This is a genomic window from Janthinobacterium sp. 13 (assembly GCF_002749695.1).
In the GTDB taxonomy this organism is placed as follows: domain Bacteria; phylum Pseudomonadota; class Gammaproteobacteria; order Burkholderiales; family Burkholderiaceae_D; genus Janthinobacterium; species Janthinobacterium kumbetense.
Window position 1 is genome coordinate 1617891 of sequence record NZ_PEEQ01000001.1, and the last position, 25663, is coordinate 1643553.

The window sequence follows — 25663 nt, forward strand, 5'->3', positions numbered from 1 at the left end:
CCACGGTCAGGGCGCCAGCACGCCCAGCTGGCGCAGCAGGGTCAGATTGTCTTCCAGGTGCCAGTTGTCGCTGATGCGCCCCTGCGCATTCACCCGGTACAAATCGAACGCGTAAAAGTCGATGGCCTGGCCCTGCCCCTGCAAGGGGCCCTGCGGCGTGGGGAAGACGCCCGTGAAGCGGCCCGTGAAATGCAGGCGCAAGGTGACACGGTCGCCCGCCACCAGCATGTCCTCGATGGCCACCTGCAAATCCGGCACGGCCGCATGAAAGACTTGCGAGGCCTGCAGCGGACCGGCCAATCCCTGCGGACGCCCGGCGGGCAAGCTGCGGTCGGTGAAATCGTCGGCCAGCGCCAGGCGCGCCAGGGCCGGATCGCCGCTCTGCCAGAACGCGGCGTAGCGGCGCGCGGCCAGCACCACCTTGTCGGTGGCGGCGGCGCCGGACAGGTGGGCCGGCATGGGCAGGAGCGTGGCGGATTGGGCGGGCGCGGCGGCCAGCAGAGAAAGGGCCAGGATGGCGGGGGCAAGAACAGGTGCGGGCATAATGAATCCAGGTGGGTTGATCGGCGTGCCTGCTGCATAGGGCACCCCGTCATTCTGGACTCGCTTGCCCTATTTGATAATTGGCCCCGCGCTTGAATCACTTGCTTGCAGTAGTTGAAAATTAGCGGCCGCCGGCCACGTCGAGGATGCTGCCCGTCACATACGTGGCGCCCGGTCCCAGCAGGTACAGGATGGCGTCGGCGATTTCTTCCGGCTGGCCGCCCCGCTGCATGGGCACGCCGGACGCCAGGCGCGCCACCCGTCCCGGTTCACCGCCCGACGCGTGGATGTCCGTGTAGATGATGCCGGGGCGCACGCCGTTGACGCGGATGCCCTCGGCCGCCACTTCCTTCGCCAGGCCCAGGGTCAAGGTATCGACGGCGCCTTTCGAGGCCGCGTAGTCGATGTATTCGCCCGGGGAACCGAGGCGCGCGGCGGCCGACGAGACGTTCACGATGCGCCCGCCCTGCCCGCCATTGGCCGTCGACATGCGCCGCACGGCTTGCTGGCAGCAGAGGAAATAACTGATCACGTTGGTGCGCAGCACGCGTTCGAGGCGCTGCACGGAAATGTCGGCCAGCCGGCATTTCTGCTCCAGCACGCCCACATTGTTGACCAGCGCCGTCAAGGTCCCCAGGCGCGCATCGACTTCCGCAAACAAGCGCTGCACGTCCGCTTCGTCGCTGACGTCGGCCTGCACGGCGATGGCCTCGCCTCCGCCGGCGACGATGCGCGCGCACAGCGCCTCGGCCGCCTGCGCATCGCGCACATAGTTGACGCAAACGGCATAGCCCTGGCGCGCCGCCAGCAGGGCCGTCGCCGCGCCGATGCCGCGGCTGCTACCGGTAATCAAGATCACTTCCTTCATCGCCCCTCCTGAATTGTTGTGGCTGCTTGTGGCTGCATCATACGCGGACGAAAAAAAAACCCGCGCATGGCGGGTTCTGTATGCAAAGACCTTCAGTTCCTGAAGTGCGTCATGGCGTACGTCAAGTGCTGCCACCAGTGCTCGCGCGACTGCACGGTCGCCAGGCATTTTGCGTCGACCTCGTTCTTGAACGCGGGGTCCACGCACGCCTTGGTGACCAGCGCATTGCGCTGGTTTTCCACGCTGACGACGGCAATCGCCAGCCAGGCCACGAGGGCGAGGGCCAGCGCGCACAGGGTCCAGGGCAGCTGTTTCATGACGTTCTCCAGTATTACTTCTTCGCAGGCGCCGGGGCGCGCTCTTTCAGCACGCGCGCCACCAGTTCATCCATCACGCGCAGGGTCGCTGTCTGGGTCTGCGGCTCGGACTGCCCCGGACGCGACAGCTGCGCCGGCGACGTCACGAAGCGGCCATCGATGACGATGGTCGGCGCGCTGTCGATCTTGCTGGCGGTGATCAGCTGTTCATTGCGTTTCAGCTTGGTCTGCACGCCGAAGGAATTGAACATGTCCAGGTATTTCGCCTTGTCGATGCCGTTCTTCACCAGCAGGTCGAGGATGGCGTCATCGCGGTTCAGGCGGTTGCGCTCGACGTGGATGGCGCGGAAGATCTTGTCGTGGAACTGGTCCAGCTGGCCCATCGCTTCCAGGGTGGCGTAGGCGTGCGCCTGCGCATCTTTCGGGCCATTGAAGGCCAGGTGGATGCGGCGGAAGGCGATCTTGTCGCCCTGCTTCTTGACCCAGTCGTGCATCAGCGGATCGAGCGCATAGCAATGCGGGCAGGAATACATGAAGTACTCCACCACTTCCACCTTCTTGCCCGTGTCCGTGCGCACTGGCGTCGGGAGCGTGGTAAAGCCGGTATCGGCCGCCATGGCGCCGCCGGTGGCCGCCACCAGGGTGACGGCGGCAAGCAGGGGACGCAAGAAACGCAGAAAACGCATAATAATCCTTCATCATAAAGTGGTCGTGAACGGGGCGAGATTACCACTTTTTGCGCCGGCCGATGAGGCCCGGGCGGAAAAAAGCCATGTTTATCGCCCCGGTTTGCGCCAGCTTAAGCCGTATTTAAGCCCCGCTGCACCCGCGCCTCAAAAATGGTAGCGCGCCGACACGCGCAGCTGGCGCGCATCCTTGAGGTAAATGCTGGAACGGCAGCCGGGCGCATCGCCGTAATGGCGGCGGTTGGCCAGGTTGCTGCCGGCCAGTTCCAGCTCCCAGGCGCCCAGCTTGTGCGCGTAGCGCCCGTCCACGGTGGCAAACGCGGGCACCTGCGCCAGGCAGCTGCCGGCGAAATCGGGGCCATAGCGCAGCGCGCGCAGCCATTGCACGCCCACGTCGGCACTGGCGCCGCCCTGCCCCGTCCAGTACAGGCGCAGGCTGGCCAGGGTTTTCGGCACGAGGGCGATATCCGGGCCGTCATAGGCGTAATCGTCGTAGCGCGCATGCACTTGCCGCAGTTGCCCGTCGAGGCGCCAGTCGCGCGCCAGCGCCATGCTGGCCTCGATGGCGATGCCGTCGCGGCGCGAGGGGTCGAGGTTGCCCGCAAAGCCCAGCTGGCCCAGGCTTTGGTCGAAAACGATCTGGTTGCTCAGGCGCTCGCTGAATACGCGCACGGAAGCGCTGCGCGCCGCGTCGCCGACGGTGGCGCCCACTTCCATTTCGCGCCGCAACTGGCCCGCCAGGGGGCGGTAGCCGGCGCGGGTATAGCCATCGTCGTCGATGCGGTAGCTGCGCGCGGCCTTGGCGTAGACGCTCAGTTGCGGGCGCAATTGCAGGCTGCCCTGCAAATCCCAGGCATTCTGGTTTTCCCAGTCGCTGCCGCCGGCGGGCAGGTCGGCCGGATCGAGCTGGAACTGCTCATGCCGCAGCCCCAGCAGCAGGCGCGGCGCATACGGGCCGCCGAAGGCCAGCTCTTCGCGCAGCAGCAGCGCGCGCGAATACTGGCGGCGCTGCCCGTCGCCATCGCGGTCCGAGCGCCGCTGCCACTGCATCAGGTCCAGGCCCACTTCCGTATCCGTGCCCACGCCGCCCACCTTGCCGTAATGGCGCAGGCGGGGCGCCAGCTGCCGGCGGCGGCTGCTGTACCTCGATTCGCTGCTGCCGTCCTCGCCCGCATAGTGGGCCGTGGCGCGCTTTTCCCGCTGCGACAGTTCCACGCCCAGCTCGAAACTGCCCACATAGCGCTGCACGAAGGCGCTGGCGCGCCGCACCTCATAGCGGTACAGGTCTTCCGGGCGGGCCGCCAGCAAGGCCAGGAACGGCGCCTCGGGCGCGGGATAGCGGGTCTCCTGCTTCAGCTGGTCGGCGCTGAAGCCGAAGCGGCCCTGGCGCGCCTTCCATTCCGCGCCGCCGTTGATGCCGCGCTGGTGAAACACGCTGCCATCGCGGTAATTGCCATTGCGCAGCCAGTCCATGGCCACATCGAGCGTCATGCCGTCCTGCTCGCGCGACAGGGCGCCGCGCACGCTGTGCTGGCCGCCCTGCGCCAGCTCGGCGGACACGTCGCCATGCGTGACGCCGGCCGCGCCGGCATCCACGCCTTCCTGCGCGCACGCCGGCATGGCCAGGGCGCACAGCAGCAAGGCACGCGTGGCGATGGTCAGGACGGGAGGGGCAGGCATCATGGCGGCAGGCTTGAGGCGTCACCGCGGCGCGGATGCGCGCTGGTGGAACGGAGGGATGGCAAAAGCGAATCATTATACGCACGGCGCACGGCGCCGCAAGCGCCAGCCCGGCGGTACTTTCCTTATGCCAATATTTTATTGGTGATTTGGCATTTTTGTAGGTATATTAAGGTGCGCCCGGCGATCCTGGGCGCAGCCGACTGCATTTAAAAATCAACAATAAGAAGTCACTGTGGGAGTCACGCATGGAAAGTCGTAGCACAACGCGCCGGGGGCCGCCAAGTCCCCGCGGCACGCGCCGCAGCATTGGTTTTTTCCCCATCTCGGGCAAGCTCAAAGCCCTTTCCATCACCGCCATGCTGCTGGCCGGCCTTGCTTTGCAGGCCGACCTGTTCGCCCAGCCGGGTCAAGGCAAGCCGGCCGGCGCGCCCACGCCGCTGGCGCCGTCCGCCGACGGCATCGCCCTGGCGTCGCCGCATGCGTCGGCCGTCAGCACGCCCAGCGCCAGCAATGCCTGGGGCGGTGCGCGCACGGGCGCGCAAGCGACCCTGTCGGACCGCGTCGTCGATTATCAGATCGAAGCGACGCTCGATCCCGTCAAGCACACGATCGACGGCCAGCAGAAACTGCGCTGGCGCAACCGCAGCGCGCAAGCCGTCAGCAGCGTGTACCTGCACCTGTACCTGAATGCCTTCGAAGGCGAACATTCGACCTTCTTCACCGAAAAGCGCAAGCTCGACACGGGCTTCCGCTCGGGCGTCGACACGCGCGACGGCGAGTGGGGCTACATCGAACTGCGCAGCATGACGCAGAACGGCGCCAAGGCGCCCTGGCACTTCGTCCAGCCGGACAACGGCCCGGCCACCGACCGCACGGTCGTGCGCGTCGATTTGCCGCAGGCCGTCGCGCCGGGCGCCGAGACGACGCTCGACATCCGCTTCTTCGACCAGTTGCCGCGCGTCATCGCGCGCACCGGCTATTTCGGCAGCTTCCACCTGGTGGGCCAGTGGTTCCCCAAGATCGCCGTGCTGGAACTGCCCGGCGAACGGGGCGCCACCGCGCCGCGCTGGAACGCGCATGAATTCCACCTCAATTCGGAGTTCTACGCCGATTTCGGCAACTACGACGTAAAGCTGACCGTGCCCAAGGAGTACACGGTGGGCGCCACGGGCGAACTGCAGGGCGCGCCGCAGGAAAAGAACGGCATGCTCACGCATCACTATGTGCAGGGCGACGTGCACGATTTCGCCTGGACGGCCGACAAGCGCAGCGCGCAGCCGTTGACGGGCAGCTGGAGCGGTCCTGGCAGCCCGCCGGTGGCCATCAAGGTGCTGTACCCGCCCGAATACGCGTCGAACGCGGCGCCCGCGCTGCAGGCGGCGAAGGATTCGCTCACGTATTTCTCGCGCACCCTGGGCCCGTATCCGTACAAGACGCTGACGGTGGTGATTCCGCCGTTTAACGCGGCCGAAGCAGGCGGCATGGAATACCCGACCTTCATCACGGCCTCGAGCTACGCCAACCTGCAGCCGAAGACCATTCCCGAATTCGGCCTCGATTTCGTCACCATCCATGAATTCGGCCATGGCTATTTCTATGGCATCCTGGCGTCGAACGAGTTCGAGGAACCCCTCCTCGACGAAGGCTTGAACGAATACTGGGACCAGCGCATGCTGCGCGCGCGCGGCCAGGATATCCACGCCACCACGCCCCTGCTCAAGCGCCTGGGCTTCGATCCCGTCTTCAAGGTCTTCGAATTCGAGCGCATGGCCGCGCCGCGCCAGGATGCGGCCGATCCGCTGGGCCAGAACGCGTGGAACCGCCTGCAGGGCGTGGGGCCCGTCTACAGCCGCACGGCCATCACCATGCGCGACCTGGAAGCGCGCATCGGCAGCGAAGCCATGGAACGGGGCTTCAAGGCCTATTACGAACAGTGGAAATTCCGCCACCCGAGCGTGGCCGACCTGCGTGAAACGCTGGCCGAGGCGACGGGCCAGCGCCGCATCGTGGAACAGGTCTTCGCGCAGCAGGTCTATGCCAGCGCGAATATCGACGACCGCATCGGCACCTTCACCAGCGAAGAACAGACGCCGCTGGCCGGCATGGCGGTGGTGAACGGCAAGCGCGTGGAACATACGGCCGAAGCGCTGGAAAAAGAGGAGAAAAAGGTGCGCGAGGCGTGGGACAAGGCGCATCCGGACGCCAAGCCCGGCACGGGACCGTATCCTTATCTCACCAGCGTGGTCTTGCGCCGCCGCGGCGCGCCCGTGCCGCAGGTGCTGCTGGTGAAATTCGCCGACGGCAGCTCCGAACGCGTGGTGTGGGATAACGAGCAGCTGTGGCAGCGCTACACCTGGAGCAAGCCCGTGAAGGCCGTCTCGGCCGAACTCGATCCCGACCGCGTGCACTACCTCGACGTCAACAAGCTCGATGACAGCCGCACCCTGAAAGCCGACACCTCGGCCGCGCGGCGCTGGAGCTTCGACCTTGCCGCCGTCTTCCAATACCTCCTTTCCCTGATTGCCACCGTATGAGCGCCACTTCCACGACACGGGCCAGCGGCCTGACCCTGACCACGCGCGCCAGCCGCGCCGCCCTGCAATGGCGCTTGCTGCTGCTGTGGGCGGGCCTGTTGCTGATCCCCGCCATCCTTGCCGTCATACCCCTCTGGCGCACCTTGAGCGCCAGCCTCGATAACGCCGTGCATGCGGCTGCCCTGGCGCACAAGCTCGACCTGATGACCCTGGCCGACCTGGTGGCCAATACGGGACGCAACGGCGCCGCCATCAGCCAGGCCGCCATCACCGGCGTCGTGCTGGCCCTGCTGCTGTCGCCGCTGCTGAGCGGCCTGGTGGTGACGGCCGCGCGCGCGCCTGCGCCACCCGGCTTCGGCCCCCTGCTGACGGGCGCCTTCAGCGAATACGGCCGCATGCTGCGCATGTTGCTGTGGAGCATCGTACCGCTGGGCGTGGCGCTGGCGATCGGCGCCGGCGCGCTGAAACTGGCCGACAAGCACGCGGCAAAGGCCATCCTGGAAGCGGACGCCGACCTGGCCCGCCACCTGGCCTTGCTGCTCACGGGCTTGCTGTTCCTGCTGGCCTGCGCCACGCTCGACGCGGGCCGCGCGGCGCTGGCCGTCGACCGCCGCCGCACGTCGGCCGTCAAGGCCTGGTGGCGGGGACTGGGCATGCTGCGTCGGCGTCCGCTGGCCAGCCTGGCCATCTACCTCGTCATCACCCTGCTGGGGCTGGCGCTGTATGCGCTGCTGGGCGTGGCGCGCCTGAACCTGGCAGCGCCCGGCCCGCTGGCCATCGTGGCCGGCTTGCTGGTGACGCAGCTGGCGGCGCTGGTGCTGGCGTGGATGCGCAGCGCGCGCCTGTTCGCCTTGATCGACGTCAAGCGCTCGCTCGCGTAGTCACGCCCCCAGGCGCCCTTCATCGGCCAGGAAGTCGATGAAGGTGCGCACTTTCGACGACAGGTAGCGGCGGCTCGTGTACACGGCGTACACGCTGCCGCCCGCCAGCCGGTAGCCGTTGAAGAGGCGCACCAGCCGCCCCGCCGCCAGGTCCGCATCCGTCTGCCACGACGGCAGCAGCGCGATGCCCATGCCGTCGAGCGCGGCCGCGTGCAACAGGCTTTCGTTATTGCATTGCAGGACGGGCGAGAACTTCACCGTCTCGCGCCCCTGTGCCCCGTCGAAGGCCAGTTCATTGCCGTTTGCCAACAAGGAATAGCTGATCATGGCGTGCTGCGCCAGGTCTTGCGGCAGGTCCGGGTGGCCCGCGCGCGCCAGATAGGAGGGCGCGGCCACCAGGTGGAATTCGATGCTGCCGATGGGCCGTGCGATCAGGGTCGGCGATGGCGCCTGGCTCACGCGCAGGGCCAGGTCGAAGCCCTCTTCCACCAGGTTCACCACGCGGCCGCTGAGGTCGATGTCGAAGGTCACTTCCGGAAAGCGCTCGCGGTAGGCGGCCAGGATGCGCGTAAAGATGGCGTTGGCGAACCAGACGGGCGCGCTCAGGCGCAGCATGCCGCGCGGCACCACCGTCGTGCGGCCGACGGTCGCTTCCACCTCGTCAAGATTGTCGAGCATGTCGCGGCACTGTTCGAAATACACCTTGCCGATTTCCGTCAGGCTCAGGTGGCGGCTGCTGCGGTTCAGCAGGCGCGCGCCCAGGTGGCGCTCCAGGTGCATCACATGCTTGCTGACCATGGCCGGCGACAGGTCCAGGCGCTCGCTGGCGCGCACAAAACTGTCCAGCTCCACCACGGCGCGAAACACGCGCATGCTGCGCAAGGTATCCATGACGCCCCAATCATCAACAAAATGGAAATGATATATCAATAATAGCGATCTTGATCAACTGACTGCGCATGACTATCATGGTTCCATCGTTAGCCATTCCCACCAGGAGCCGCCATGCAAGAGCACACCTTCCCCACTTACTTCCTGTCGCACGGCGGCGGCCCGTGGCCGTTCATGAAAGACCAGTTCGGCGGCCGCTACGACGTGCTGGAAGCGTCGCTGCAGGCTATCCCGCGCCAGGTCGGCGCGCGTCCCAAGGCCGTGCTGGTCGTCACGGCGCACTGGGAAGGGCCGCAATTCCTCGTTTCGGCCAGCCCCCGTCCGGGCATGATCTACGATTATTCAGGCTTTCCGCCGCATACGTACCAGATCCAGTACCCGGCGCCGGGCGCGCCGGAACTGGCGTCGCAAGTCAAACAGTTGCTCGACGCGGCCGGCCATCCGGCACGCCTGGACCACGAGCGGGGTTTCGACCACGGCACCTTCAGCGCCCTGTTCCCCATCTACCCGCAGGCGGACATGCCGCTGGTGCAGCTGTCGCTGAAACACGGCTACGACCCGCTCACGCACGTCGAGGTGGGCCGCGCGCTGGCCAGCCTGCGCCGCCAGGGCGTGCTGATACTCGGCAGCGGCCTCAGTTATCACAACCTGCGCCAGTTCGGCCAGGCGGGCGCCGTCGCCTCGCACCAGTTCGACGCCTGGCTGCGCCAGGCCATGGCCTTGCCGCCAGAACAAAGGCTGGAGCAGTTGCTGGCCTGGGACCAGGCGCCGGGCGCGCGCCAGGCCCATCCGCAGGAAGACCATCTGCTGCCGCTGATGGTGGCGCTGGGCGCGGCCGAGCAGGAAGCGGCGCACGTGGTGTACCACGAGGAGGATTTCTTTGGCGCGCTGGCCGTCACCAGCTTCAAATTCGGCTAATCGGCCAGCGCATGAAAAAAGCGCCGCGACATTGCTGTCGCGGCGCTTTTTGCATGGTGAAGCGGTAACTTACGTGCCGCGCTTGCCGCGCGCCGCATTCCTGGCCTTCTCGGCGGCGATTTCCGCCGCCTTGGCCGCTTTTTCCGCCATCTCGGCCGCGTGCTGGGCCAGCAGGGCCGCGCGCGTGTCCGGCGTTTCCAGCGAAATGCGTCCCAGGATGCCGCTGCGGTAGTCGAGCAGTAGGGTATGCGAGGCTTTCTCGAAATCGTAGTCGCCGCCCTTGATGCGGAAGCCGCGCTTGGCGGCGATGCCTTCGACCACGCCGATGGCGTCGACTTCATCGACCTTGGTGCCGTAGCGGGCCGCCAGCAAGTCCGGATAGCGCTTGAGCAATTCCTCGGCCAGGAACACGGCCACTTCCTCTTCGATCAGCGCGTTCGAGCCGATGGCGTGGCTGGCCGCCAGCATCAAGCCGTCGCTGGGGATGGCGATCTTCGGCCACAGCATGCCGGGCGTGTCGACCAAAATCGTGTTCTTGTCCAGGTACAACTTTTGCTGCATCTTGGTGACGGCCGGCTCGTCGCCCACCTTGGCCACGCGCTTTTTCAGCAGCGCGTTCATCAGGGTCGACTTGCCCACGTTGGGAATGCCCATGATCATGATGCGCAGCGGCTTCGTCGACACGCCGCGGTGCGGCGCCAGCGATTTCGCCAGTTCCGGAATGCGCGCCACGTCGCCCGGCTTCTTGGTCGTCATCGCATACGCGGTCACGCCTTCCTGGGCATTGAAATAGGCCACCCAGGCGGCGGTGGCGGCAGGATCGGCCAGGTCGGTCTTGTTGAGGATCTTCAGGCAAGGGCGCTGGCGGAACAGGCGCAGCTCGTCCACCATGGGATTGCAACTGGCTGCCGGCAGGCGCGCGTCCACCACTTCAATCACCAGATCGGTGTTTTCCATGGTCTCGGCCGCTTTCTTGCGGGCCGCGTTCATGTGTCCTGGGTACCATTGTATCGCCATGCTCTTGCTTTCAAAATCGTTCGGTCAATCCGCTATTTTACGTGGTTGCCGCCGCGACGTCCCATTTTCCGCCGCCAACGCCAGCCGTGCGACACGAACGAGACAATTGGTGATAATTTGGCAGTTACATGAATGATAAGATTCGCAGTCCGTCCAGCCTGGACGGTTTCCCATCGCAAGCTTAACCTGGCACGCAATCCATGCACTTTCCCCGCTTTTGCCTCCTCGCCTCCCTTTATGCCAGCCTGCTGCCCGCCATGGCCCAGGAACAAGCGGCGGCGCCGGGCGACGCGGCAAGCCAGGAAATGCAGCAGATTGTCGACGTGCAAAGCACGCGCGATCCCGACCTGCGCCCCTACCGCACCATGCTCAAGGGACTCGATGCGTATGCCGACCACCAGCGCCTGGCGCCGGGCGCGCCGCTGCGCTTCATGCTGATTCCCGCCACGCCGCAGGCCAGGCTCGATGGCGTGACCCTGCACCTGTCCGCCGACAACCTGTCGATCCCCGTGCCGCTGGCGGCGGACGGCGGCTTCACCTTGTCGCGCGACAAGACCGCCTACGATGCGAATGCCGACCTGGTCAGCAACAAGAAGCGCGACACCCTGCGCTGGCGCGCCGACATCCATACGCCGGGCTTGCCCCAGAACGTGCGCCGCCTGGGCGACTTGCGCCTGGAATGCGAAATCCGCTGGGCCGTCGAGCAGGATGAGTTGTCCTTTGTCCGGCGCAACCTGTTCCGCCTGGCAGGCGGGCCGTGCCACTCGTCGCTGATCCACGTGCCGTTTCCCGTGGTGCACAAGCTGCTTGCCGTGCAGGCGCGCTCGGGCGAGCGCACGCTGGACATCCGCGTCACGCAAGACCGGCAGCGCTTCGTGCCGCCGCTGCATGACCTGAACTGGGACGACAATACCCTGCTGACCCTGACCTACGCCGACGACGGAAAAATGGCGGGAGCCGCCCCGGCAGCGCCCTCGCAGGCAGCGCAGCGCCAATAAGGCGCCGCCCGCGCAGCCAGGTCAAATATTTCCATATGGATTCTTATATTTACTGAAAGAAATAAAGAAGTATGTTCTAATATCGCCTCTTAAATGAAAAGCAATTATTTTCCAGGCTGGCTAGCGCCGGGTGCAGGGAGATAGGCGATAGGGATGGCTCGATATGGTGATGGAACACACTGGCAAGGCGCCAGCGGCACACGTGGAATGCGAACGTGGCAGCGCGCGCCCGGCCAAGGCGGCGGCCAAGCGCGTGCCGCGCAATGGCAGCCTGTTGCAGTGGAAGAAGGAATGCCGGCAATTGCAGGGGCAAGTTGCGCAGCTGGAAGAGCGCCTGAAGCGCCAGAGCGCCGACAGCTATGGCTTGCAAGTGCTGTATGACCAATTGGTCAATGAAATCAAGCACCACCGCGACATGTTGCAGCTCGACAGTTTTGACGCGGATAAATCATCGCTCGTCTACACGCAAGCCTGGCGCCGCTTCATGGCTGGCGACGCGCTCGACTACCAGACGCACCGCCACACGAATTCCCGCAGCCGGCCCAGCCTGCTGTAGCTCCAGCTCCCCTCTTACAGCTCCGCCAGCGCCTTCACGTGCGCGGCCACGCTGCGGCCCAGCGACGACAGGTTGTAGCCCCCTTCGAGGCAGCTGACGATGCGGCCCTTGCCATACTGATGGGCCACGGCCATCATTTGCTGCGTCATCCACGTGTAGTCGGCCTCCACCAGGCCCATGCCGCCCACGTCGTCTTCGCGGTGGGCGTCGAAACCGGCGGAAATGAAAATCATCTGCGGCTGCTGCCGGTGCAGCGCGGGCAGCCAGTGGTCGAGCACCAGCTGGCGCACGGCATCGCCTTTCGAGCGGGCCGGCACGGGCACGTTGACGCGCGTGTCCGTGTACGATTCCACGTCGCTGTACGGATAGAACGGGTGCTGGAAAAAGCTGACCATCAGGATGCGCGGATCATGCGCCACGGATTCGGCCGTGCCATTGCCATGATGTACGTCAAAGTCGACGATGGCGACCCGTTCGAGCCCGCGCACGTCGAGCGCATGCTTGGCGGCGATGGCGATATTGTTGAACAGGCAAAAGCCCATGGGCTCGCTGGGCCGCGCATGGTGGCCGGGCGGGCGGATCGCGCAAAACGCGTTGCTGATCTCGCCGTCGATGACGGCGTCCGTGGCTGCCACGGCCGAGCCAGCGGCGGCCAGCGCCGCATCGTAGCTGTGCGCGTTGAGCAAGGTGTCGCCGTCGAGCGGGTAATAGTCGCCCGCGGGCGGCACGTTGTCGCGCACGAGGCCGATGGCCGTGGCGCTGTGGTTGCGCTCGATATCAGACAATTGCGCGCGCACGCCGTCGCGGTGCTCGACCAGGTCGCTGATGTGCGCCAGGATCAATTGATCGTTGATGGCCTGCAAGCGGGCCGGCGATTCGGGATGCCAGTCGCCCATTTCGTGGCGCTGGCAATCGGGATGGGTATAAATGGCTGTGCTCATGCGCTGTACTGGTTACCTCTGTCTCTGCTCTCTATCCATACCGGGAACGCGTGCCGGAATCACTGCAGAGCATTCCTGCCTGCCTGGCCCGTTCTCGCATAAAATCACTGGCTGGTCTGTGCCGCCCTTGCCGCCTTTGCTGTCACGCTAATCTACCACGAGCGCGCAGGCGGCGGGCGGCGCGGTTTGACCTGGCCAAAGCGATTGTAAATTAAATAATCCGTCTTACTGTGATAGAAATAGCATGTTTTCGAAAATACACCAGGCCGCACGGCAGATCGGCGAAGTTCTCGTCGGCAAACAGTTACAGATCCGCCAGACCCTCGCCTGCGTGCTGGCCGGCGGCCACCTGCTGATCGAAGACGTGCCCGGCGTGGGCAAGACGACCCTGGCGCATGCGCTGGCCATCTCGCTGGGCCTGCAATGGAAGCGCCAGCAATTTACCAGCGACCTGCTGCCCGCCGACGTGGCCGGCATGAGCGTGTATGACCGGGGCAGTGGCAGTTTCATCTTTCATCCAGGCCCCCTGTTTACCCAGGTGCTGCTGGCCGACGAGATCAACCGCGCCACGCCGAAGACGCAATCGGGCTTGCTGGAAGCGATGGAAGAGCGGCAAGTGACGCTCGATGGCGTCACGCGCGCGCTGCCGCAGCCGTTTTTCGTTATCGCCACGCAAAACTGCGCGCACCAGCTGGGCACCTTCCCCCTGCCCGAATCGCAGCTCGACCGTTTTCTCATGTGCGTCACCCTGGGCTACCCCGATGCGGCCGCCGAACGGGAGCTGCTGCTGGGCGCCGACCGCCGCGCCATGCTGCAAACCTTGCCGGCCGTCATGAACGCGGAAGAGTTGCTGCAGGCGCAAGCGGGCTTGCGCGCCATCCACGCCTCACCTGCCGTCGTCGACTACGTGCTGTCCCTCGTGCATGCCACCCGCGTGCCGGGCGTGTTTGCCGATGGCCTGAGCCCGCGCGCCGCGCTGGCCTTGCTGCAGGCGGCGCGCGCCTGGGCTGCCCTGGCCGGACGCGACCACGTCACGCCCGACGATGTGCAAGCCGTACTCATTCCCGTCTGCGCCCACCGCCTGCACGCCGCGCAAGGGGTCACGGACAGCCGCATGCTGCTGCAGCAATTGCTGCTGGCGACACCCGTCTGACAGCCGTGCGCCTGCGCACCATCCGCTGGCTGCCGGCGCGCCCCTGGCTGGGCGCGCAGCGCGTGCACATCCGTCCCTCGCGCGCGGGGCTGGCGTTTGCCGCGCTGCTGCTGGCGCTGTGGATCGCGGCCGTCAACTACCGCCTGGGCCTGGGCTACGCGCTGACCTGTTTCGCGGCCGCCTGCGCCATCGCCGACATGCTGTTTGCCAGCCGTAACCTGGCGGGCCTGGCGTTGGCCGCCACCCCGGGCAATCCCGTGTTCGCGAGCAACCAGGCCACGTTCACCTTGCGCCTGATCAACCGCAGCACGCGCCCGCGCCATGCGATCCACCTGGCCATGCGCGATTCGGCGGCGGCGCCCGGCCCGGTCGACATCGCCGCCCACGGGGAAACGGCCGTCAGCATCGTCGTGGCGGCGCGGCAACGTGGATGGGTGATTGCCCCGCCGGTGCGCCTGTCCGGCAGTTTCCCGCTGGGCCTGTTTATCGCCTGGTGCCATTGGCAGCCCGAGGCGCGCGTGCTCGTGTATCCGCAGCCCGAGCACAACGCGCCGCCGCTGCCCTTGCCGGCCGGCACAGTACAGCAGACACGGCAGAAAGCACGGCCACGCACGTCCGATGGCGCCCTGGAATTGGCAGTGGAACTGGCGGGTGTGCGCGCCTACCAAGCGGGCGACCCGTTGCGGCGCCTGGCCTGGCGCCAGATCGCCCGCCATGACGGCGAGCATTTATTCAGCAAGCAATTCCAGCCAGCCGCCGACGCGCCAACGGGAGCCGTCCCTGACAGCATCGTGCTCGAGCACGCCGCCCTGCACGCGCTGGCGCCGGAAGCGCGATTGTCGCGCCTGGCCGCCTGGGTGTTGCAGGCGGAACGCACGGGCCTGCCATACGGCTTGCGCCTGGGCACGCTGACCGTGGCGCCGGCCCTGGGCGCCAGCCAGCGCGACGCCTGCCTGCGCGCGCTGGCCCTGCACGATTTGCCACAGGATGAGGCCTTGGCATGAGGCAATGGCTAGCCAACTTGCCGCGCGACAAGGCCGACATCCTGCTGCTGTTGCTGGCCGCCGCCATGGTGCTGGCGCCGCACGCGCTGCACCTGCCTGTGTGGCTGTCGGCCGCCGCCGCCGCGCCCCTGCTGTGGCGCGCCTTCATCACCGTGCGGGGCCGGCGCCAGCCGCGGCTGGCCGTGCTCGCGCCGCTGGCCTTGCTCGGCATCGCCGCCGTCTATGTCAGCTACGGCACTGTGCTGGGACGCGATGCGGGCGTAGCCATGCTGGCCTTGCTGCTGGCCTTGAAATCGCTGGAAATGCATGGCCGGCGCGACATCTTCGTCTTTGTCTTCCTCAGTTTTTTCCTCCTGCTGGCAAACTTCTTTCATGCGCAAGGCATCGTCAGCGCCGCCTGGATGCTGGCTACCGTCATCGTCCTGCTGGCCGGCCTGCTGTCATCCCAGTATGGCGCCGTGCAACCACGGCTGGCGCACAGGCTGGGCTTGCTGGGGCGCATGCTGGCGCTGGCCCTCCCCCTGTCAGCCGTGATGTTTCTTGCCGTGCCACGCGTCGACGGTCCCCTGTGGGGCGCGGCACCAAAAGACACGCAGGGCACGCAGGCGCGCACGGGCTTGTCCGACAGCATGCAGCCGGGCGCCATCGCCTCGCTGGCCCTGTCAAGCGAACCCGTCTTCACAGCCCGTTTCAGCACCCCGCTCCCGCCGCAAGACCAGCTGTATTGGCGCGGCGTGGTGCTGGGCGACTTCGACGGCGCCACCTGGACACGCAGGGGCGCTGGCCAGCGCACGCCTGCCAGCGACAGCCGGATAGACATCGCCCTGGAAGGCCAGCCCAGCCAGTACGAAGTGACGTTGCAAGCGAGCGGCCAGCGGCGCATCTTCGCGCTCGACGTGCCGCGCAGCATCGAACGCTTGCCCGGCAATCCGTACGTCGTGTCGTCCGCGCTGGAAGTGCTGACCATACAGCCCATTACTTCGACCGTACGTTACCGCGTCAGTTCCCAACCCCGCTACCGCTTGCAGGCCAGCCTGTCTTTTGCCCAGCAGCAGCCCTGGCTAGCCTTGCCTGCCGGTAGCAATCCGCGCAGCGTGGCCTGGGCCCGCGCATTGCGCGGCCATGGCGCGCAAGCGCTGGCGCCCGCCGACGCCATCGCCGCCGTGCTCGAACACTTCCGCCGCGCGCCCTTCCGCTACACCCTGCAGCCGCCGCTGCTGGGCAAGCATGGCGTCGACGACTTCCTGTTTGTCACGCAAGCGGGCTTTTGCGAACATTACGCGGGCAGCTTTGTCGTGCTGATGCGCGCCATGGGCATTCCCGCGCGCGTCGTCACCGGTTACCAGGGTGGCCTGCATGGCGCGACGGACAACAGCCTGAGCGTGCGCCAGTCCGACGCCCATGCGTGGAGCGAAGTGTGGCTGGCGGGCCGGGGCTGGCTGCGCGTCGATCCCACCAGCGCCGTCGCGCCCCTGCGCACGGAGCGCAACCTCGATGCCGCCCTGCCGCCGGCCCCGTCGCCGCTGACGGCATGGCGCGCCTTGGCCGGCCTCGACGGCGGCGCGCACGGAGCGCTGGCCGCGTGGCGCCAGCAATGGCAGCAAGCCGAGCAAGCCTGGAGCCACTGGGTGCTCGACACCACGCCGCAACGCCGGCGCGCCATGCTCGATGGCTTGAAAAACCTGCCGGCAAAGAAGCTGGCAGCCGCTTGCGCCTTGCTGGCCCTGCTGTCCGCCCTGGCCGGCGCACTGGTCTGGTGGCGGCAGACGCGGCAAGGCGATCCGCTCGACGCCCTGTACGCGCAGTTTTGCCACCGGCAGGCGCGGCGCGGCTACAGCCGTGCGCCGCATGAAGGCCCGCACGGTTATGCTGCCCGGTTGGCCGCAGGCAAGGCCACGCCCGAAGCGCACGCCGCCATCGCACAGTTTCTGGCAATCTATGCCGCGATGAAGTATGGTAATGCCAACCCAGACGAACAACTCCGCGCGCGGCGCAGCTTGCGCCGCCTGTTAACCCAATGCCGATGAGACGCTCCTTGTTACCGATCAAAACCTCCGCCCTGTCCCTGCTCCTCTCCCTTCCCCTGTGCCTGTCCACCGCGCACGCAGGCGAAAACAGCAATATTTCCGACGCCGACCGCGCCCGTGCCGTGCGCGCGGCCAAGGCCCAGCCCGTCAAGAAGGTCGCCGGCAAGCCGGCGGCGAAGAAAGTACCGGCGAAATTCGACTTCGAAGGTGAATTTGTCGACTATGCCAACTGGAAAGAAGTACGCGCCTTCCTCGACGACATGTCCGCCAAGCATGGTTTTAACCGCGCCGAACTCGATACCCTGATCGGCAAGGTGCGCTATGTCGAATCGACCGTGCAACTGATGAAGCCGGCCCCGCCGGGCAAGCCGAAGAACTGGCAAGCGTACAGCGCCCGCTTCATCGAGCCGGTGCGCATCAATGCGGGTGTGAAATTCTGGGAAGAAAACGCGGAAGCGCTGGCGCGCGCCGAACGCGAGTATGGCGTGCCGGCCGAAATCATCGTCGGCATCATCGGTGTGGAAACGGTGTATGGACGCAACACGGGCCGCTTCCGCGTGCTCGACGCGCTGACCACCCTGGCGTTTTCCTATCCGGAAAGCCCGACCCGCGCCGCGCGCATGGAGTTTTTCAAGGGGGAACTGGAAAACGCGCTGCTGTATGCGCGCAAGGATGGCATCGATCCCTTGACCCTGCTCGGCTCGTATGCGGGCGCCATCGGCTTGCCCCAGTTCATGCCTAGCAGCATCATGAAATATGCGGTGGACTTCGATGGCGATAGTCACATCGACCTGCGCAATTCCACGGCCGACGCCATCGGCAGCGTCGCGCATTTCCTCGTCGAGCACGGCTGGCGGCGCGACGATCCCGTCATCAGCACCTATCCCGTCACCGTCTCTGCCAGCCGCGCCTGGGAAAAATTCATCGGCCAGGGCTTGCAAGCCAAGTACCGGCTGGCGGAATTGCAGGAGGCCGGCGTGAGCGCCGCCCCGTCCACGCCGCAAAACATGTTGTTCGGCCTGATCGATCTGCAAAATGGTTCAGAAGCAACTGAGTATCACTTGGCAACCAATAACTTCTTTGCTATAACTCAGTACAACAGAAGTTATTTTTATGCCATGTCAGTGATCGACTTGGGCAAGGCCATCAGTCAAGTGCGCGCACGCTAACTGAAAGTCGGTGTAAAGTTATAATATTACTTGTAAGAAAGCGTAAGGGATGTTGAAGCGACCAGAAAACAAGTCTATGGTAGGGCCGATAACATGTGCCAGCCTTGCTCGCCAGCCTTTGTGCGGCACGGAATACGGAAATGGTTTTATACTTAACTTTTGTCAAAGTACAATTTTTGTTCTATCATAGAGCATAATAAAGAATAAATAGGTGTTGCAACAAGACAACACCTATTTTGTACAAAGCAAGATTACTGGGCTTTCCGGCCTGAAATTGAATCCTGTTGTACAATTGTGTATATATTACGAAAAACTGTATCCCGGATCGTACCGTGTGTGAATTCGTTCCTTTTAGTAAAGAATGAACATGAACGCAGCAAGAGCGAGCTCCGAGTGTTTTTTACTTTGCAGTGCAACTACAGAAGGAACAATAACATCATGACAAACCAAGTCGGCATTGATATGAACAGCGATTCGGACTCCGACGATCTGCTTCAATACAACCCAAACAGATTGCTCGATACCCTGATCGAAAACCTGCGCCTGAAAAACGACGCAGCCCTGTCCCGCGCGCTGGAAGTAGCGCCGCCAGTCATCAGCAAAATCCGCCACCACCGCCTGCCGGTCGGCGCATCGCTGCTGATCCGCATGCACGAAGTTAGCGACCTGAGCATCCGCGACCTGCGTTACCTGATGGGTGACCGCCGCAACAAATTCCGCATCAGCGACAAGCAATTCAAGCCAAAAGAAGGCGAAACGCCACAAGGCTGATCCTGCCAGTTGCGCAGGTTTTCCCTCCCCGCCATGGGGAGGGGGTATTTCCAGCAGTTCTCAGGCCGTTCTGGCCGATATTATTTTCTCGTATCAACTATCAAGCAGGAAACACGCCGGTCGACAGGTAGCGGTCGCCACGGTCGCAGACGACGAACACGATCGTCGCGTTTTCCACCGTTTGCGAGATGCGCAGCGCGATTTCGCACGCGCCGGCAGCCGAGATGCCGCAGAACAAGCCCTCTTCCGCCGCCAAGCTGCGCGCCATGCGTTCGGCCACGCCCTGGCTCACGTATTCCACCTGGTCCACGCGCGACTTGTCATAGATTTTCGGCAAGTACGCTTCCGGCCACTTGCGGATGCCGGGAATCTGCGAACCTTCCTCGGGCTGGGCGCCGATGATCTGGATGGCGGGATTCTGCTCCTTCAAATAGCGCGACACGCCCATGATGGTGCCCGTCGTGCCCATGGCGCTGACGAAATGCGTGACCTGGCCATTGGTATCGCGCCAGATTTCCGGCCCCGTGCTTTCATAGTGGGCGCGCGAATTGTCTTCGTTGGCGAACTGGTCGAGGATCACGCCACGGCCATCCTTCTGCATCTGCTCGGCCAGGTCGCGCGCATATTCCATGCCGCCCGTCTTCGGCGTCAACAGGATGTCGGCGCCGTAGGCGGCCATGCTCTGGCGGCGCTCCACGCTGAGATTGTCCGGCATCAGGAGCAGCATCTTGTAGCCGCGCAAGGCGGCGGCCATGGCCAGCGCGATGCCCGTATTGCCGCTGGTCGCCTCGATCAGGGTATCGCCCGGCTTGATGACGCCGCGCTCTTCAGCGCGCTTGAGCATGGACATGGCGGCGCGATCCTTCACGGAGCCGGCCGGATTATTGCCCTCCAGCTTGCCAAGGATGACGTTGTTGCGCGCAAGCGCATCGGCACCCGGCAAGCGCGTCAGCTGCACCAGCGGGGTATTGCCTATCGTATCTTCAAGTGTCTTGTAAGCCATCGTGTCTGTTTGAGTAGATTCAACAAAGACCCATTCTAATATGAGATGCTGGGTGGCGTATCGCTCATCGGCACCTGCATCCGGGCCTGCGCGCGCGTCCGGCTGCGCCGCCGCATGCCGCACGGCGCCTGCCGCGCTGCCGTTTCCGGGCGTGTACAAGGGCGATTGCGGCAGGCGCGCGCCGCATGCGCTAGACTCGCCACTGTTAGTTATTTTTGTTATTTGCTTATTCAGCCTCCGAACGGACTCGCCATGGCCAGCAACACACCCGAATTCATTCCCGAAACGACGCAGGACGATCCCGTCCAGTTTGCCACGCTCGACTTGCAGGGCCGCAGCCACCAGATCTCGCCCGTCTTCACCGCGCTCGAACTGCAGCGCTTGCAGCGCTATGGCACGCGGCGGCGCTTTGCCGATGGCGATACGCTGTTCGAGGCGGGCAGCAGCAGCTTCGGCATGCTGGTGATATTGTCCGGGCGGGTCAGCATCAAGCGTCACGAGGTACTGGGGCAGGCGTCGCAGCTGCGCGAAGTGGGCGTCGGCCACTTCATTGCCGAAGTGGCGCAATTGTCCGGCCGCCCCACCCTCGTCAACGGCAGCGCCGTGGGCGCCGTGGAATTGCTCGACATCAGCTCGGAATCCTTGCGCGCGCTGATCGTGGCCGAGGCGGAGATGGGTGAACGCATCGTGCGCGCCCTGATCCTGCGCCGCGTGGCGCTGATCGAATCGAATTCGGGCGGCCCCGTGCTGGTGGGGCCGCGCGGCAACGGCAATCTGTTCCACCTGCAAAGTTTTCTGTCTAGCAATGGCCATCCGCACACGGTGCTCGATCCGGCCACGGATGCGGCCGCCGCCGCGCTGGCCGGGCGTTACCAGCCCACGCCGCAGGAGTGGCCGCTGGTGGTCTGTCCGGACGGCAAGATCATGAAGAATCCCGGCAATGCGGAACTGGGGCGCTGTCTGGGCATGCTGCCCGATTTGTCCGGCGACAAGATTTTTGACGTGCTGGTGGTGGGCGCCGGCCCGGCCGGCCTGGCCACGGCCGTGTATGCGGCGTCCGAAGGTCTCACCGTGCTGGCGCTGGAGCAGCGCGCGTATGGCGGCCAGGCGGGCGCCAGCGCGCGCATCGAAAATTACCTGGGTTTTCCCACCGGCATCTCTGGCCGCGCCTTGGCGGGGCGCGCCTATGTGCAGGCGCAAAAATTTGGCGTCGAGATCGCCACGCCGGCCAGCGCCGCCAACTTGCTGTGCGACACCTGGCCCCTGCGCGTCAACCTGTGCGACGGCACGCAGGTGCGGGCCCGCACGGTAGTGCTGTCGTGCGGCGCGCGCTATCGCCGCCCCTCGCTGGCCAACCTGAAAACGTATGAAGGACGGGGCGTGTATTACTGGGCCTCGCCCATCGAAGCCAAGCTGTGCCGGCAGGAAGAGATCATCCTGGTCGGCGGCGGCAATTCGGCCGGCCAGGCGGCCGTGTTTCTCTCCGGCCACGCCGCCAAGGTCCACATGGTGATCCGCGGCGAAGGGCTGGCGGCCAGCATGTCGAGCTATTTGATCGAGCGCATCGCCGCCACGCCCAACATCACCTTGCACACGCACACGGAAATCATCGCCCTCGAAGGCGACGACGATGGATTGACGGAGGTGCGCTGGCGCAACAACCGCACGGGCGAGGAAGCCGCTTGCGCCGTGCGCCGCGTGTTTCTCTTCGTCGGCGCCGATCCGAACACGGACTGGCTGCACGACTGCGCCGTGGCCGTCGATGAACAGGGCTTCATCCGCACGGGCTTCGACGTCACGCGCGCCGAATGCCGCGCGCACGGCCATGCGGCGCATTTAGCCTACCCGCCGCCGGACTTGCCGGAGCGGGCCGCCCTGGAAACGAGCGTGCCGGGCGTGTTCGCCATCGGCGACGTGCGGGCCGGTTCCACCAAGCGCGTGGCCGCCGCCGTCGGCGAAGGGGCGGCCGTGGTGTCGCAGATTCACGGCTTCCTGGCGCGGCTGCCGGCGGGCTCCGCCTGAAAATCGTGCATTGTAGAAACTGCTACAATCGGCTGTTGCCATCCAGCTGAAAGAGTCCGCATGTCCCACACCGCCAAGCTTTCCTCGCGCCGCAGCATGCCCGCGGTCCGCTGACGGTGCGCCGCATGCTCGTCAAACTGTTGCTGCTGGCCACCTTGTTTACCGTGCTCAGCATCGCCGCCCTGTACAGCTACGGGCGTTTCGCCGAGCGGTCGCTGGGTGTGCCAGGAATGGCCTTGCCCGTGGCGATGGATGCCACCCTGCTCGACCGCGTGCTGGCGCCGCAACTGGCGCAACGCCCGGGCCACAGCGGCACGGCGCTGATCGACGACAACCTGGAAGCGTTCGCCCTGCGCGCCCTGAGCGCGCGCGAAGCGGGCCGCAGCATCGACCTGCAATACTACATCTGGCATAACGACGTCATGGGACGCCTGCTCGTGCGCGAACTGCTGCGCGCGGCCGACCGTGGCGTGCGCGTGCGCGTGTTGCTCGACGATATCAACGCGCGGGGCCAGGACGCCGCCATCCTGGCGCTCGACAGCCACCCGCTGATCGACGTGCGCATCTTCAATCCGGGCCGCAACCGCGACGGCATCTGGTTGCGCGCCATGGAAATGGCCTTGCGCGCCGTCAGCCTGAACCGGCGCATGCACAACAAGGCCTGGATCGTCGACGGCAGGGTCGCCCTCGTCGGCGGGCGCAATATCGGCGACGAATACTTTGATGCCGCAGAACAAGTCAATTTCCAGGATGCCGACTTGCTGCTGGTGGGCCCCGCCGTGCAGCAGACGAGCGACATCTTCGACCGCTTCTGGAACAGCCGCGCCGTCATTCCCATCAGCGCCTTGCACGCTGGCAAGAACGCGGGCGCTCCCGAATTGCAGGCCGTGCGCGCCCGCCTCGACGCGCTGACCGGAGAACTGGGCGCCTCGCCCTACCTGCGGCAGCTGACCGATGCGGGCCAACTGCAAGCCCACCTCGATGGCCGCCTGCGCCTGCACTGGAGCACGCACGTGCAAGTATTGTCGGACCCGCCGGAAAAAGCCGCGCCCGTGGCCAGTTTGCAGCGCAGCGAGCACTGGCTCATGCACAGCTTGCTGCCCTTGCTGACGGACGCGCGCGAGGAAGCACTGCTGACTTCGCCATACTTCGTGCCCGGCGCGGAACTGACGCAGACTCTGGGTAAAAAAGTTGCCGCCGGCGTCCAGGTCCAGGTGCTGACCAACTCGCTGGCCGCCACCGACGTGGCCCTCGTGCATGCAGGCTATGCGCGCTACCGCCAGGCGCTGCTGGGCGGCGGCATCGAGCTGTATGAATTGAAGACCCTGCACCGCAAGCGCATCAGCCTGATGGGGTCGAGCCGCGCCAGCCTGCATACCAAGGCCGTCGTGGTGGATGGCCAGCGGGGTTTCGTCGGCTCCTTCAACCTCGATCCCCGCTCGGCCCAGCTGAATACGGAAATGGGCGTGCTGTTCGACGATGCCGCGCTGGCGGCCGACATGCGCGCGCTGTTCCAGCATTCGACGGCCAGCGACACCAGCTACCGCGTGTTCCTCGACAACGGCGCCCTGCGCTGGTCCGACGCTACCGAAGAGCCCGCCAAGGTGTGGACGCACGATCCCGAAGCTGGCTTCTGGCGCCGCACGCTGGTGTCCGTGATGCGCTGGCTGCCGATCGAATCGCAGCTGTAGGCGTGCGCGGTATGCAAAAACTTTTTAATCCTGGCAAAATTGCCATCTAAAAATATTTGTTGTTTTCGAGACATGTTAGATGCCGTTTTGCCAAACGCTGCTATAATCGCTTCGACGGGACACCACTGCTGTCCCTGAAGTACCCTTCTCGCCCCTTCCGCGATTGAATAAACGTTGGCCAAAAGCTCGCCGACAGACTGCAACACTACCCTGTCACTTTTGGAGCTTTATCATGCGTAAAACATCTACCTTGCTGGTGCTGGCCGCCGCTTCCCTGTGCGTCTCCGCCGCCCAGGCCGCCACGACCAACCTGGTCAAGAATGGCGATTTCGAACTGACCAGCAACGGCACCTCGAAACAGCTGAACGAAGGCACGTACGCGCGCGCGGACCGCACCTACCTGAGCGACTGGTCCAGCAAAGGCTATAACTTCGTCTTGAACGGCAACAACATCGACGACACCAACGCCGCGACGGCGCTGGCCTTGTGGGGTCCGAATTCGTACAGCGGCCACGGCCCGCAAAACGGCCTGGGCGCCAGCCCTACGGGCGGCAACGTACTGGCGGCCGACTGGGATTACTTTCCCGGCCCCGTCACGCAGCAAGTCAGCGGCCTGATCCCCGGCCAGGCCTACACCCTGAGCTTTTCCTACGGCGCGGCCCAGCAAGTGGGCTTCCGTGGCGATAACCTGGTCAATTACTGGGATGTGTCGCTGGGCAACAGCAAACAGCAGACCGCATCCCTGGCCAACGTCAGCCAGGGTTTCACGGGCTGGCACCAGGCCAGCATGACCTTCACGGCCACGGACAGCAGCGAATTGCTGTCGTTCATGGCCAAGGGCAGCCCGTCCGGCGCGCCGCCATTCATGCTGCTCGACGGCGTCTCGCTGGTGTCGGCCGTGCCGGAACCGTCGACCTGGGGCATGCTGATCGGCGGCCTGGGCCTTCTGGGGTTCATGGCACGCCGCCGCAAGGCTGCTGTAGCAGTCTGAGCCGCCAGCGCGCGTGACAGAATCCGGACCAGCCCAGCCTTGTCCGGATTTTTTTGCTTCTTACCTGACGGAATGAAATGAGCCTGCTGCACACCCTGCAAACCCACCTGCCCGGCATCGCCATCGATGTGCTGCGCCTGAGCCTGTGGCTGGTGCTGCTGGCCGTGATCTTCGTGCCGCTCGAGCGCTTCTTTGGCGAACGCCACGCGCGGGGCGCTCCCGCACGGAACTGTTCAGCGACCTGGGCTTTTATTTCATCAGCAGCCTGCTGCCGGCCGCCTTGCTGGCCGCGCCGCTGGCCCTGCTCGCCGTCGCCGGCCAGCACCTGTTGCCGGACGCCATCCCCGCCACCTTGTCTACCCTGCCCCTGTGGGGCAAGCTTCTGCTGGGCTTGCTGATCGGCGAAGTCGGCACTTACTGGGGGCATAGGCTCAGCCACGAAATTCCATGGCTGTGGCGCTACCATGCCGTGCACCACAGCACGGAACAGCTATATTTCCTCGCTAATACGCGCACCCATCCCGTCGACATGGTCGTCACGCGCCTGTTCGGCCTGACGCCGCTGTATCTGCTGGGCCTGGCCGGCCCCGGAGCGGCAGGCAGCGCGGCACCCGTGCTCTTGCTGCTGATCGGCACCGTCTGGGGTTTCTTCATCCACGCCAACCTGCGCTGGCGCTTCGGCCCGCTGGAATGGCTGGTGGCCACGCCCGCCTTCCACCACTGGCACCACAGCAAATTCGAACACATCAACCGCAACTATGCGTCGACCCTGCCCGTGCTGGACCGGGTGTTCGGCACCCATCACTTGCCGCGCGCCTGGCCAGCCGCCTGCGGCATCGAGGCGCACATGCCGAAGACGCTGGCAGGGCAACTGGCTGCGCCATTCCGGCCCACCGACAAGCGGGAAGTTCCGGCCGCGGAATAAAAAAAACCCCGCGCGGCCGGTACCACGCGGGGTTTTCTTCTCGTGCTGCGCGGCACCACCACGCAACACGCTTT

Annotated in this window: 23 protein-coding genes; 14 read left to right on the forward strand and 9 right to left on the reverse strand. The window is 65.2% G+C overall.

The window, feature by feature from the left end:
• Positions 1 to 6: 6 nt before the first annotated feature.
• The 5 genes from CLU94_RS07055 to CLU94_RS07075 form a co-directional block, all read right to left on the reverse strand.
• A complete protein-coding gene (locus tag CLU94_RS07055; protein WP_099665123.1) occupies positions 7 to 543 on the reverse strand; it encodes an ester cyclase in 537 nt (178 codons plus the stop codon).
• Between the two features lie 121 nt (positions 544 to 664).
• Positions 665 to 1411: an SDR family oxidoreductase gene (locus CLU94_RS07060; protein WP_099665124.1), complete on the reverse strand. Its 747-nt coding sequence runs from the start codon at positions 1409 to 1411 to the stop codon at positions 665 to 667.
• Between the two features lie 92 nt (positions 1412 to 1503).
• Positions 1504 to 1728 carry a hypothetical protein gene (locus CLU94_RS07065; RefSeq protein WP_099665125.1) on the reverse strand — a complete coding sequence of 75 codons (225 nt, stop codon included), beginning with the start codon at positions 1726 to 1728 and terminating at the stop codon, positions 1504 to 1506.
• A gap of 14 nt (positions 1729 to 1742) precedes the next feature.
• On the reverse strand, positions 1743 to 2414 hold the full coding sequence (locus tag CLU94_RS07070; protein ID WP_099665126.1) for a thiol:disulfide interchange protein DsbA/DsbL: 672 nt from the start codon (positions 2412 to 2414) through the stop codon (positions 1743 to 1745).
• A gap of 147 nt (positions 2415 to 2561) precedes the next feature.
• Positions 2562 to 4097: a TonB-dependent receptor domain-containing protein gene (locus tag CLU94_RS07075; protein ID WP_099665127.1), complete on the reverse strand. Its 1536-nt coding sequence runs from the start codon at positions 4095 to 4097 to the stop codon at positions 2562 to 2564.
• Positions 4098 to 4342: 245 nt separating this feature from the next.
• On the opposite strand from CLU94_RS07075, the gene CLU94_RS07080 reads away from it, so the two are divergent.
• Together CLU94_RS07080 and CLU94_RS07085 are read left to right on the forward strand one after the other, a co-directional pair.
• Positions 4343 to 6631, forward strand: a complete 2289-nt coding sequence (locus tag CLU94_RS07080; protein WP_218965279.1) for a M1 family metallopeptidase — start codon at positions 4343 to 4345, stop codon at positions 6629 to 6631.
• Positions 6628 to 7512 (forward strand): hypothetical protein, encoded by an 885-nt coding sequence (locus tag CLU94_RS07085; protein WP_099665129.1) that lies wholly within the window; start codon positions 6628 to 6630, stop codon positions 7510 to 7512. Before CLU94_RS07080 ends, CLU94_RS07085 begins: the two co-directional genes overlap by 4 nt.
• Here the strand turns inward: CLU94_RS07085 and CLU94_RS07090 are convergent, their stop codons facing one another.
• A complete protein-coding gene (locus CLU94_RS07090) occupies positions 7513 to 8403 on the reverse strand; it encodes a LysR family transcriptional regulator (RefSeq protein ID WP_099665130.1) in 891 nt (296 codons plus the stop codon).
• A 114-nt stretch (positions 8404 to 8517) separates the two neighbouring features.
• Between CLU94_RS07090 and CLU94_RS07095 the strand changes: the two genes are divergently transcribed.
• Positions 8518 to 9321, forward strand: a complete 804-nt coding sequence (locus CLU94_RS07095; protein WP_099665131.1) for a DODA-type extradiol aromatic ring-opening family dioxygenase — start codon at positions 8518 to 8520, stop codon at positions 9319 to 9321.
• A 69-nt stretch (positions 9322 to 9390) separates the two neighbouring features.
• Here the strand turns inward: CLU94_RS07095 and ylqF are convergent, their stop codons facing one another.
• Entirely contained in the window at positions 9391 to 10311 is a 921-nt protein-coding gene (gene ylqF / locus CLU94_RS07100; RefSeq protein WP_373609982.1) for a ribosome biogenesis GTPase YlqF, read from the reverse strand.
• 227 nt (positions 10312 to 10538) lie between these two features.
• Between ylqF and CLU94_RS07105 the strand changes: the two genes are divergently transcribed.
• Complete coding sequence (locus CLU94_RS07105; RefSeq protein WP_099665133.1) at positions 10539 to 11336, forward strand: hypothetical protein; 798 nt, start codon at positions 10539 to 10541, stop codon at positions 11334 to 11336.
• A gap of 169 nt (positions 11337 to 11505) precedes the next feature.
• Complete coding sequence (locus CLU94_RS07110; protein ID WP_143451364.1) at positions 11506 to 11892, forward strand: hypothetical protein; 387 nt, start codon at positions 11506 to 11508, stop codon at positions 11890 to 11892.
• Positions 11893 to 11906: 14 nt separating this feature from the next.
• On the opposite strand, the gene CLU94_RS07115 is transcribed toward CLU94_RS07110, so the two are convergent.
• On the reverse strand, positions 11907 to 12833 hold the full coding sequence (locus tag CLU94_RS07115; protein WP_099665135.1) for a histone deacetylase family protein: 927 nt from the start codon (positions 12831 to 12833) through the stop codon (positions 11907 to 11909).
• A gap of 244 nt (positions 12834 to 13077) precedes the next feature.
• On the opposite strand from CLU94_RS07115, the gene CLU94_RS07120 reads away from it, so the two are divergent.
• The 5 genes from CLU94_RS07120 (at position 13078) to CLU94_RS07140 (ending at position 18957) form a co-directional block, all read left to right on the forward strand.
• Positions 13078 to 13986 (forward strand): AAA family ATPase, encoded by a 909-nt coding sequence (locus tag CLU94_RS07120; RefSeq protein WP_099665136.1) that lies wholly within the window; start codon positions 13078 to 13080, stop codon positions 13984 to 13986.
• A gap of 5 nt (positions 13987 to 13991) precedes the next feature.
• Positions 13992 to 14990, forward strand: a complete 999-nt coding sequence (locus CLU94_RS07125; RefSeq protein WP_099665137.1) for a DUF58 domain-containing protein — start codon at positions 13992 to 13994, stop codon at positions 14988 to 14990.
• Positions 14987 to 17017: a transglutaminase TgpA family protein gene (locus CLU94_RS07130; RefSeq protein ID WP_099665138.1), complete on the forward strand. Its 2031-nt coding sequence runs from the start codon at positions 14987 to 14989 to the stop codon at positions 17015 to 17017. The genes CLU94_RS07125 and CLU94_RS07130 overlap by 4 nt, the downstream gene beginning before the upstream one ends.
• Positions 17008 to 18186, forward strand: a complete 1179-nt coding sequence (mltB, locus tag CLU94_RS07135; RefSeq protein ID WP_099665139.1) for a lytic murein transglycosylase B — start codon at positions 17008 to 17010, stop codon at positions 18184 to 18186. The genes CLU94_RS07130 and mltB overlap by 10 nt, the downstream gene beginning before the upstream one ends.
• Before the next feature lie 438 nt (positions 18187 to 18624).
• Positions 18625 to 18957, forward strand: a complete 333-nt coding sequence (locus tag CLU94_RS07140; protein ID WP_034751784.1) for a hypothetical protein — start codon at positions 18625 to 18627, stop codon at positions 18955 to 18957.
• 100 nt (positions 18958 to 19057) lie between these two features.
• Here the strand turns inward: CLU94_RS07140 and cysM are convergent, their stop codons facing one another.
• Positions 19058 to 19960 (reverse strand): cysteine synthase CysM, encoded by a 903-nt coding sequence (cysM, locus tag CLU94_RS07145; protein ID WP_035825682.1) that lies wholly within the window; start codon positions 19958 to 19960, stop codon positions 19058 to 19060.
• A gap of 252 nt (positions 19961 to 20212) precedes the next feature.
• Between cysM and CLU94_RS07150 the strand changes: the two genes are divergently transcribed.
• From CLU94_RS07150 to CLU94_RS07165, 4 genes are all read left to right on the forward strand, one after another.
• On the forward strand, positions 20213 to 21982 hold the full coding sequence (locus CLU94_RS07150; RefSeq protein WP_099665140.1) for an FAD-dependent oxidoreductase: 1770 nt from the start codon (positions 20213 to 20215) through the stop codon (positions 21980 to 21982).
• A 125-nt stretch (positions 21983 to 22107) separates the two neighbouring features.
• Positions 22108 to 23673: a phospholipase D family protein gene (locus CLU94_RS07155; RefSeq protein ID WP_099665141.1), complete on the forward strand. Its 1566-nt coding sequence runs from the start codon at positions 22108 to 22110 to the stop codon at positions 23671 to 23673.
• Between the two features lie 232 nt (positions 23674 to 23905).
• The gene (locus CLU94_RS07160; protein WP_099665142.1) at positions 23906 to 24664 is read left to right on the forward strand and encodes a PEPxxWA-CTERM sorting domain-containing protein; all 759 of its coding nucleotides are present in this window, start codon (positions 23906 to 23908) and stop codon (positions 24662 to 24664) included.
• Positions 24665 to 24809: 145 nt separating this feature from the next.
• The gene (locus CLU94_RS07165) at positions 24810 to 25589 is read left to right on the forward strand and encodes a sterol desaturase family protein (RefSeq protein ID WP_257218711.1); all 780 of its coding nucleotides are present in this window, start codon (positions 24810 to 24812) and stop codon (positions 25587 to 25589) included.
• The last annotated feature ends 74 nt before the right edge of the window (positions 25590 to 25663 follow it).

Bases quoted from the DNA above. Each gene is read 5' to 3' on its own strand.
- CLU94_RS07055 (WP_099665123.1), bottom strand. From the start codon at position 543: ATGCCCGCACCTGTTCTTGCCCCCGCCATCCTGGCCCTTTCTCTGCTG.
- CLU94_RS07060 (WP_099665124.1), bottom strand. From the start codon at position 1,411: ATGAAGGAAGTGATCTTGATTACCGGTAGCAGCCGCGGCATCGGCGCG.
- CLU94_RS07065 (WP_099665125.1), bottom strand. From the start codon at position 1,728: ATGAAACAGCTGCCCTGGACCCTGTGCGCGCTGGCCCTCGCCCTCGTG.
- CLU94_RS07070 (WP_099665126.1), bottom strand. From the start codon at position 2,414: ATGCGTTTTCTGCGTTTCTTGCGTCCCCTGCTTGCCGCCGTCACCCTG.
- CLU94_RS07075 (WP_099665127.1), bottom strand. From the start codon at position 4,097: ATGATGCCTGCCCCTCCCGTCCTGACCATCGCCACGCGTGCCTTGCTG.
- CLU94_RS07080 (WP_218965279.1), top strand. From the start codon at position 4,343: ATGGAAAGTCGTAGCACAACGCGCCGGGGGCCGCCAAGTCCCCGCGGC.
- CLU94_RS07085 (WP_099665129.1), top strand. From the start codon at position 6,628: ATGAGCGCCACTTCCACGACACGGGCCAGCGGCCTGACCCTGACCACG.
- CLU94_RS07090 (WP_099665130.1), bottom strand. From the start codon at position 8,403: ATGGATACCTTGCGCAGCATGCGCGTGTTTCGCGCCGTGGTGGAGCTG.
- CLU94_RS07095 (WP_099665131.1), top strand. From the start codon at position 8,518: ATGCAAGAGCACACCTTCCCCACTTACTTCCTGTCGCACGGCGGCGGC.
- ylqF (WP_373609982.1), bottom strand. From the start codon at position 10,311: ATGAACGCGGCCCGCAAGAAAGCGGCCGAGACCATGGAAAACACCGAT.
- CLU94_RS07105 (WP_099665133.1), top strand. From the start codon at position 10,539: ATGCACTTTCCCCGCTTTTGCCTCCTCGCCTCCCTTTATGCCAGCCTG.
- CLU94_RS07110 (WP_143451364.1), top strand. From the start codon at position 11,506: ATGGAACACACTGGCAAGGCGCCAGCGGCACACGTGGAATGCGAACGT.
- CLU94_RS07115 (WP_099665135.1), bottom strand. From the start codon at position 12,833: ATGAGCACAGCCATTTATACCCATCCCGATTGCCAGCGCCACGAAATG.
- CLU94_RS07120 (WP_099665136.1), top strand. From the start codon at position 13,078: ATGTTTTCGAAAATACACCAGGCCGCACGGCAGATCGGCGAAGTTCTC.
- CLU94_RS07130 (WP_099665138.1), top strand. From the start codon at position 14,987: ATGAGGCAATGGCTAGCCAACTTGCCGCGCGACAAGGCCGACATCCTG.
- mltB (WP_099665139.1), top strand. From the start codon at position 17,008: ATGCCGATGAGACGCTCCTTGTTACCGATCAAAACCTCCGCCCTGTCC.
- CLU94_RS07140 (WP_034751784.1), top strand. From the start codon at position 18,625: ATGACAAACCAAGTCGGCATTGATATGAACAGCGATTCGGACTCCGAC.
- cysM (WP_035825682.1), bottom strand. From the start codon at position 19,960: ATGGCTTACAAGACACTTGAAGATACGATAGGCAATACCCCGCTGGTG.
- CLU94_RS07150 (WP_099665140.1), top strand. From the start codon at position 20,213: ATGGCCAGCAACACACCCGAATTCATTCCCGAAACGACGCAGGACGAT.
- CLU94_RS07155 (WP_099665141.1), top strand. From the start codon at position 22,108: ATGCTCGTCAAACTGTTGCTGCTGGCCACCTTGTTTACCGTGCTCAGC.
- CLU94_RS07160 (WP_099665142.1), top strand. From the start codon at position 23,906: ATGCGTAAAACATCTACCTTGCTGGTGCTGGCCGCCGCTTCCCTGTGC.